We start from the raw sequence: 7,948 nt of genomic DNA on the forward strand, positions 1-7,948 counted from the left end.
GGGCTTCGGGGGGCAGGATCCCGGGCGGGTGGGACATCGACGGTACGGGGCTCATCTCGACCTCTCGTGACGCTGGGGAAGGGTGTGATCGCACGGTGTGCGGGGTTCCGGGCGCGGGCCACCGCGCGGCACGCCCCCGGGTACCGGGGGCGTCCGAAGAGCGCCCCGGCACACCGTCACCCTGGCCGCCGGTCCGCCATGCCGTCCAAGACGGGAACGCGCGGTTCCATGCCGATTCGACATGGGAGGGCGGCTGGCTAGGGTGGACGTCATGGACCTGGTGGAGGCGTGTCGGGCCTTCGTGCACGTGAGCGAGCGCAACAGCTTCACCGTCGGGGCGGCGGCGGCCGGGGTGTCGCAGTCGGTGGCCAGCCGCCGGGTGGCCGCCCTGGAACGGCACCTGGGCCGATCCCTCCTCGAACGCGGCTCCCGGCACACCACCCCCACGCCCTTCGGCCGTCATCTCCTGCCCGCCGCCCGGCGGCTGGTCCTGGCCGCCGAGGCGCTGGAGGACGAGGCCGAGCGCGCCCACCGGGCCCCCATCGGACTGGCCCTGCCCGACACCTGCTCCCGTCCGGAGGTCGCCCGGCTGATCGCCGCGGCGGCGGAACGGGGCATCACCCTGGACCCCCGCTCCGCCCCGCCGGCCGAACGCGCCGAACTGCTCGCCTCCCGGACCGTGCGCGCCGCCCTGCTCGCGGTACCGCCGACCGAGGCGACCTGGACGGTTCCGCTGGGCCTGGCCGGTCGGACACCCCCCGCCGCCCGTCGCCTGTACGTGGAGACCCTCCGCCCCGCCCGGGGCGACACCGGATCGGCCCGCCGCCTGTGCCTGGAGCCGGAGGACGACGTGCCGCACGTCCGCGACCGTCTGCGCCGGGTCTGCGAGTCGGTGGGGCTGCGACCCTCCCAGTTGATCGTGGAGCGGAGTCCGGAGGTCGCCGCCGCCCGGGCCCTCGGCGGTGAGGACCTGCTGTTGTGCCCGCCGGCCCGGGCCCGTGAACTCGGCCTGCACTGGCGGCCCATCGGGGAGCTCGACCCCGTCCGGGGGTACGCGCTGGTCACCGGCTCCCCGGACGACGCCGACCGGCTCGCCGAACTGCCGGGGGAGGCGATCGCCCGCTGTCCGGGCGCCGACGCCGCGCCGCCCGGTCCCGCTTCCGACGTGCCCGTCGCCGACCCGTCGCCCCGCACCTTCCGCACCTTCCGCGCCTCCCGGGGGTCCGCCCGGTGATCGCCGAACGCCTGGTCACCGCGCTGCGCGCCGAGTTGCGCGAGGGGGGCCTGAGCGGCTCCTTCCTCGTCCGCGACCTGCGCACCGGTGAGGAGGTGGGCATCGACCCCGACCTCGAACTCCCCACCGCCTCCCTGGTCAAGGTGCCCCTCGCGTTCGCCACGGTGGAGCGGATCCGGCGCGGCGAACTCGACGGTGCCGAGTCGATCACCGTCACGCCCGGCGCGGCACCGGGCGGTACGCCCGGCCCCACCGGCACCGGCCGCTTCCTGCGGCCCGCCCGCATCGCCGTCGACGACCTCGTCCACCTCGCGGTGACGATCAGCGACAACGGCGCCGCCGACGCGCTGTTCGCCCTCACCCCGCCCCGACGGGTCACCGCGCTGCTGCGCGCCCACGGCCTGCGCGGCATCACCGTCCGCCACACCATCGGGGAGTTGAGCGACACCCCCGCCGAGCGCCTCCCCGACGCCGAACTCCACCTCGCCCACGCCCTCGCCATCGACGCCGGCACCCGGGGGCGCGGCCACCTGGTTCCCCAACTCGACGTCTCCCGCGCCAACAGCGGCACCGCCCGTGCCTTCGTCGACCTGCTGGAGGCGCTGTGGGCGCCCCCGGCGGACGGGTCGGGGATCCACCCGGACACCGCCGCCCGGGTGCGCGAGGTGATGGGGGACAACCTGCTGCGCCACCGCCTGGCGCCGGACCTCGTCTCCGACTCCGCCCGGTGGTCCTCCAAGACCGGCACCCTGCTGAACCTCCGTCACGAGGTGGGCGTGGTCGAGCACGCCGACGGCGAACGCTTCGCCGTCGCCGCGCTCACCGAGTCGCACGTGCCGGCCGCCGTCCAGCCGGGGGCCGAGGCATTGATGGGCCGGGTCGCCCGCACCCTCCGCGACCACCTGCGCGGGCGCTGAGGTCGCCGCGGCGGCCCGAACCGGACGGGACCGCCGGACGGGCTGTTAGTCTCCAGCGCATCGGGTGGCTGCGGGAGGCAGACGGATGACGGAGCGGGGCGGCGGACCGGAGCGACCGGATGCGCCCTTCACGGTGGTGGACCTGTTCTCCGGCGGCGGGGGCATGAGCTACGGCTTCCACGCCCAACCGGACTTCGCCCTGCTCGGCGCCGCCGACGCGCAGTTGGGCAAACCGAGCAGCCCGCCCGGCGCGCTGGCCTGCAACGCCACCTACACCGCCAACATGGGCCTGCGGCCGGTGGAGGTGGACCTCGGCGAGGTCGAACCCGACGAGCTGATGGCCCTGATGGGCGTCACCGGCCCGGTGGACGTGCTCTCCGCCTGCCCGCCGTGCACGGGGTTCTCCCGCACCAACGCCCGCAACCACCTCGCCGACGACCGCCGCAACAGCCTGGTGCGCCGCACCATCGTGCACGTGGACGCGTTGCGCCCCCGGGTACTGGTGATGGAGAACGCCCGTGAGCTGTTGCAGGGCCGCTGGAGCCATCACTTCGCGATGCTCCGCGCCGACCTGGAGGCCCGCGGCTACACCGTGCACGCCGAGCGGCACTTCCTCACCGACTTCGGCCTGCCGCAGGTCCGCGAGCGCGCCCTGGTGATCGCGGTCGCCGAGGGGCTGCCGCTGCGCACCCTGCGGGACGCCTGGGCCGGGCGCTCCCTCGCGCCGGAGGCGATCACCGTGCGCCGGGCGATCGGGGGCCTGCCGCCGCTGCCGGCGGGCGTCGCGCACCCCGACGACCCCTCGCACGCCTCGCCCGGCTTCCACTCCGCCGCCACCGAGCGCCGGGTGCGGGCCATCCCGCACGACGGCGGCTCCTGGCGGGAGTTGCTCGTGCTGCCGGACGGCGAGCGGTACCTGACCCCCAGCATGGCGCGTTCGGTCCGCCGGGGGGACTTCGGCAGCTTCCCCGACGTGTACGGGCGGATGGCATGGGACCGCCCGGCCCCCACCGTCAAACGCGAGTGCGCCCACGTGGGCAACGGTCGCTACGCGCACCCGGTGCAGGACCGGCTGTGCACGGTGCGGGAGTTGGGCATCCTCAACGGCTTCCCGCGCGGTTACCGCTTCGAGGGCGCGCTGGCCAACCGCTACCGGCACATCGGGGACGCGGTGCCGCCGCTGATCGCCTACCAGCTCGCGGCGGTCTGCCGGTGGATCCTCACCGGTCGCCGGCCGACGGTGGAGGAGTTGGTGCTGCCCGGCACCCACCTGCGGGCGGAGGACATCACCGAGGAGCCGGCCGTCGCCCCGTCCCCCGAACCGGCCCTGGTCGCTGCCGCTTCCGACGCGGCCTGACCCCGCTTCGGTTCCGTTCGCGCACGCGAACCCGGCGAACCCGGCGAACCGGTTCATGCGGGGAAACCGGGCCAACCGGGCGAACAGGGGGCGCTCCGGGCCGGGTGGGACGGGCGCCGCCCCCGCCCGATCGGCACCGGCCCCGGGCCCTCGCGTTGTGGTCGTATTGTTCCCGGGTCCGGGGGCTCCGGGGCCGGCCCGGGGCGTCGCCGTCTTCTAGGGTCGGGGGGCGGCTTGCGGCGATATCCGCGCGACATACCACGCATTACCGCGTACCCGCCGGTAAGTGCGACGATGCGGGGGCGCGCCGTCGCGCGAGGATCGGGCGAGCCCCCGGACCGCCGCGTCCGCCGCGCACCACACGGATGATTTCCCCGGCACCCGGGGACGGAAAAGGAAGTTCCGCCATGGCAACGGCGCCCAGTGTCTCCTATTCGATGACCGTGCGACTGGAGGTGCCGGCCGGTGGCACCGCGGTCAGCCAGCTCACCACGGTCGTGGAGTCCTCCGGCGGCCACGTGACCGGCCTCGACGTCACCGCCTCGGGCCACGAGCGCCTGCGCATCGACGTCACGGTGGCCGCGACCTCCACCGCGCACGCCGACGAGATCGTGCAGAAGCTGCGGACCATCGAGGGCGTCACCGTCGGCAAGGTCTCCGACCGGACCTTCCTGATGCACCTCGGCGGCAAGATCGAGATGAGCTCCAAGCATCCCATTCGCAACCGTGACGACCTCTCGATGATCTACACCCCCGGCGTGGCCCGGGTGTGCACCCAGATCGCCGCCAACCCCGAGGACGCCCGACGGCTGACCATCAAGCGCAACAGCGTCGCCGTGGTCACCGACGGCTCCGCCGTGCTCGGCCTGGGCAACATCGGGCCGAGGGCCGCGCTGCCGGTCATGGAGGGCAAGGCGGCGCTGTTCAAGCGATTCGCCGGGATCGACGCCTGGCCGCTGTGCCTGGACACCCAGGACACCGACGCCATCGTGGAGATCGTCCGCGCGATCGCCCCCGGCTTCGCGGGCATCAACCTGGAGGACATCTCCGCGCCGCGCTGTTTCGAGATCGAGGCGCGGCTGCGCGAGGCCCTGGACATCCCGGTCTTCCACGACGATCAGCACGGCACCGCCATCGTGGTGCTCGCGGCCCTGCACAACGCGCTGCGGGTGGTCGGCAAGGACCTGGGCGGGGTGCGGGTCGTGATGTCCGGGGCGGGCGCCGCGGGCACGGCCATCCTGCGGTTGCTGCTCGCCGCCGGCGTGCGGGACGCGGTGGTGGCCGACATCCACGGCGTGGTCCACGCCGGGCGGGAGGACCTGGCCGACGCGGACGGCGACGCCCCGCTGCGCTGGATCGCGGACAACACCAACCCCACCGGGCTCACCGGCACCCTCAAGGAGGCCGTGGTCGGGGCCGACGTCTTCATCGGGGTCTCCGCCCCCGACGTGCTGGACGCCGACGACGTGGCCGCCATGGCCGAGGGCGCCATCGTGTTCGCGCTCGCCAACCCCGACCCGGAGATCGACCCGGCCGTCGCCCGCCGGACGGCGGCCGTGGTGGCCACCGGACGCTCGGACTTCCCCAACCAGATCAACAACGTGCTGGTCTTCCCCGGTGTCTTCCGCGGTTTGCTGGACGCGCAGTCCCGCGCCGTGGACGAGACGATGATGCTGGCCGCCGCCCGCGCCCTGGCCGACGTCGTGGGCCCCGACGAGCTGAACCCGAACTACATCGTGCCCAGCGTCTTCAACGAGCGGGTCTCCGGCGCCGTGGCGGGCGCCGTGCGCGACGCGGTGGAACGCTCCCGCGCCGAGGCGGCGGAGGCCGGGGAGGCCACCGGGGACGCCTGAGGGCCGCCCCGCGGCGCCCCGGGGACGGCCGGTCATCACCCCCACGGGTGGGCCGGGTCGGTCCCGGATGCCCCGCCCGGGTGGTCCCGCCGGCGCCCGCAACCCGTTCGGCGGCGCGTCGTGCGTGGTCGGCGGCCCGGGACCCGTAGGCTGATCGCCTGGCCGGGGCGGTGCCGGATTGGCTTTCCGGCCGGGTCCGGGGGCAGGATGCACACTCGGGCGAGAGGCCGAACAGGCGGACCCGACCGGGGAGCTGTCCGAGCACCCTGGCACCATCGGCTTCGATCTCACGCCTGACCGGCAAGAAACACACAGGAGTACGAACTATGAACCGCACCGAGCTGGTGGCCGCGCTGTCCGAGCGCGCCGAGGTGACCCGCAAGGACGCCGATGCCGTGCTGGCCGCCCTCGCGGAGGTGACCGGCGAGGTCGTCGCCAAGGGCGAGGAGAAGGTCACCATCCCCGGCTTCCTGACCTTCGAGCGCACCCACCGCGCCGCCCGCACCGCCCGCAACCCGCAGACCGGCGAGCCGATCCAGATCCCCGCCGGTTACAGCGTCAAGGTCTCCGCGGGCTCGAAGCTCAAGGACGCCGCCAAGGGCAAGTGAGCCCCACCGTCCGCCGCCCCGCCCGTCCGCCGGGCCGGCCGGCGGACGGCCCCGGGTTCCCGGCCGACGGGGCCCGGGGACGTTCCGCGCGGAACGTCCCCGGGCCCCGTCCCCGTTCCGGTGTCATCCGGGGCGGGGACGGGGCCCGGCGGCGGGACGCGGTGTTCCCCGTTCCCCGGGGCGTGCCTCAGGGCCGCTCGACCTTGGCGCCGAGCACGCCGAGCTTCTCCATGAAGTTCTCGTAGCCCCGGTTGATCAGCTCGATGCCGTGCACCCGCGAGGTGCCCTCGGCGGCCAGCGCGGCGATCAGGTAGGAGAACCCGCCCCGCAGGTCGGGGATGACCAGCTCGCCGCCCTGCAGGCGGGTCGGGCCGGAGACGACCGCCGAGTGGAGGAAGTTGCGCCGCCCGAAGCGGCAGGGGGTGCCGCCCAGGCACTCGCGGTAGAGCTGGATCCGGGCGCCCATCTGGTTCAGCGCCTCGGTGAAGCCCAGCCGCGACTCGTATACGGTCTCGTGGACGATCGACAGCCCCGTGGCCTGGGTGAGGGCGACCACCAGCGGTTGCTGCCAGTCGGTCTGGAAACCGGGGTGCACGTCGGTCTCCAGGGCGATGGAGTTCAGCGGCCCGCCGGGGTGCCGGAACCGGATGCCCCCGTCGGTGACCTCGAAGGCGCCGCCGACCTTCCGGTAGACGTTGAGGAAGGTCATCATCTCGCGCTGGGCGGCGCCCCGCACGAGGATGTCGCCGCCGGTCGCCAGCGCGGCACTGGCCCAGGAGGCCGATTCCAACCGGTCCGGCAGCGCCCGGTGGGTGTATCCGTCGAGGTGGTCCACGCCGGTGATCCGGATGGTGCGGTCGGTGTCCATGGAGATGATGGCGCCCATCTTCTGCAGGACGCAGATCAGGTCCTCGATCTCCGGTTCGACCGCCGCGTTGGTCAATTCGGTGAGTCCCTCCGCCAGCACGGCGGTGAGCAGAACCTGCTCGGTGGCGCCGACCGACGGGTAGGGCAGTCGGATTTTGCAGCCCTGGAGTCGCTGCGGGGCCTCCAGGTACTGGCCGTCGGCGCGTTTGTCGATGCGGGCGCCGAATTTGCGCAGTACGTCGAAGTGGAAGTCGACCGGCCGGCCGCCGATGTCACAGCCGCCGAGGCCCGGGATGAAGGCGTGTCCCAGGCGGTGCAGGAGCGGGCCGCAGAACAGGATCGGAATGCGGGAGGACCCGGCGTGCGCGTCGATGTCGGCGACGTTGGCGCTCTCCACCCGCGAGGGGTCCATCACCAGTTCGCCGGGCTCCTCCCCGGCGCGCACGGTCACGCCGTGCAGCTGGAGCAGGCCCCGTACCACCCGCACGTCCCGGATGTCGGGGACGTTCCGCAGTCTGCTGGGGCCGCTTCCGAGGAGCGCGGCGACCATGGCCTTGGGGACCAGGTTCTTCGCGCCGCGGACGGTGATCTCGCCCTCCAGCGGGGTGCCGCCGCGAACGAGCAGGACGTCATCGGTGCCGGTGTCGGTCATGGAACTCGCGATCTGCGGGAAGGGGTGGGAACCAGACACGATGGTAATAGGACAATCGCGCCGGTCATTCCCCGCGGTGAGGGGGACGAACACCCCGGGGACGCCGTTCGGTCGGCGTTCCCCCGCGCGTTCCCCGCGGTGTTCGCGCAGGTCCCCCCGGTGATTCCCGCGCATATCCGCGGCCCGGCCGGGGCGCGCCGCCGGAGGCCCGGGAACGAATCGGTCGGCTCCCTCCGGGAGCGGGCGAATTCCGGACCCCTCGGGCGGGACGACGGGCGGGACAACGGGCGGTGCGGCGGGCGGTGCGAGTGGCCGGACGCCCTTCGGTCCGGTGTTCGACGGAGGGGCCCCGGTCGGGACCGGGGGGCCTCGTCCGGTGACCACACCCCCACTCCGGACGCCTGTACGAAAAATCCCGGTGACGTGCCCGTCGCACGCCGGTCATCGGCCTCCCCGACCC

Annotated in this window: 6 protein-coding genes; 5 read left to right on the forward strand and 1 reads right to left on the reverse strand. The window is 74.1% G+C overall.

Annotated elements, in window-relative coordinates:
* Positions 1-271 precede the first annotated feature (271 nt).
* From FOE67_RS10470 to FOE67_RS10490, 5 genes are all read left to right on the forward strand, one after another.
* Positions 272-1,234 (forward strand): LysR family transcriptional regulator, encoded by a 963-nt coding sequence (locus FOE67_RS10470; RefSeq protein ID WP_182662877.1) that lies wholly within the window; start codon positions 272-274, stop codon positions 1,232-1,234.
* Positions 1,231-2,151: a serine hydrolase gene (locus FOE67_RS10475; RefSeq protein ID WP_182662867.1), complete on the forward strand. Its 921-nt coding sequence runs from the start codon at positions 1,231-1,233 to the stop codon at positions 2,149-2,151. The genes FOE67_RS10470 and FOE67_RS10475 overlap by 4 nt, the downstream gene beginning before the upstream one ends.
* Before the next feature lie 85 nt (positions 2,152-2,236).
* Complete coding sequence (locus tag FOE67_RS10480) at positions 2,237-3,508, forward strand: DNA cytosine methyltransferase (RefSeq protein ID WP_182662869.1); 1,272 nt, start codon at positions 2,237-2,239, stop codon at positions 3,506-3,508.
* 407 nt (positions 3,509-3,915) lie between these two features.
* Entirely contained in the window at positions 3,916-5,361 is a 1,446-nt protein-coding gene (locus FOE67_RS10485; RefSeq protein ID WP_182662871.1) for an NAD-dependent malic enzyme, read from the forward strand.
* A gap of 326 nt (positions 5,362-5,687) precedes the next feature.
* Positions 5,688-5,969 carry an HU family DNA-binding protein gene (locus FOE67_RS10490; RefSeq protein WP_182662874.1) on the forward strand — a complete coding sequence of 94 codons (282 nt, stop codon included), beginning with the start codon at positions 5,688-5,690 and terminating at the stop codon, positions 5,967-5,969.
* Positions 5,970-6,156: 187 nt separating this feature from the next.
* Here FOE67_RS10490 and murA read toward each other — a convergent pair whose 3' ends face one another.
* Positions 6,157-7,488: a UDP-N-acetylglucosamine 1-carboxyvinyltransferase gene (gene murA / locus FOE67_RS10495; protein ID WP_182662879.1), complete on the reverse strand. Its 1,332-nt coding sequence runs from the start codon at positions 7,486-7,488 to the stop codon at positions 6,157-6,159.
* Positions 7,489-7,948 lie beyond the last annotated feature (460 nt).

The sequence above is a fragment of the Streptomyces calidiresistens genome, from assembly GCF_014141525.1.
Lineage (GTDB): Bacteria > Actinomycetota > Actinomycetes > Streptomycetales > Streptomycetaceae > Streptomyces > Streptomyces calidiresistens.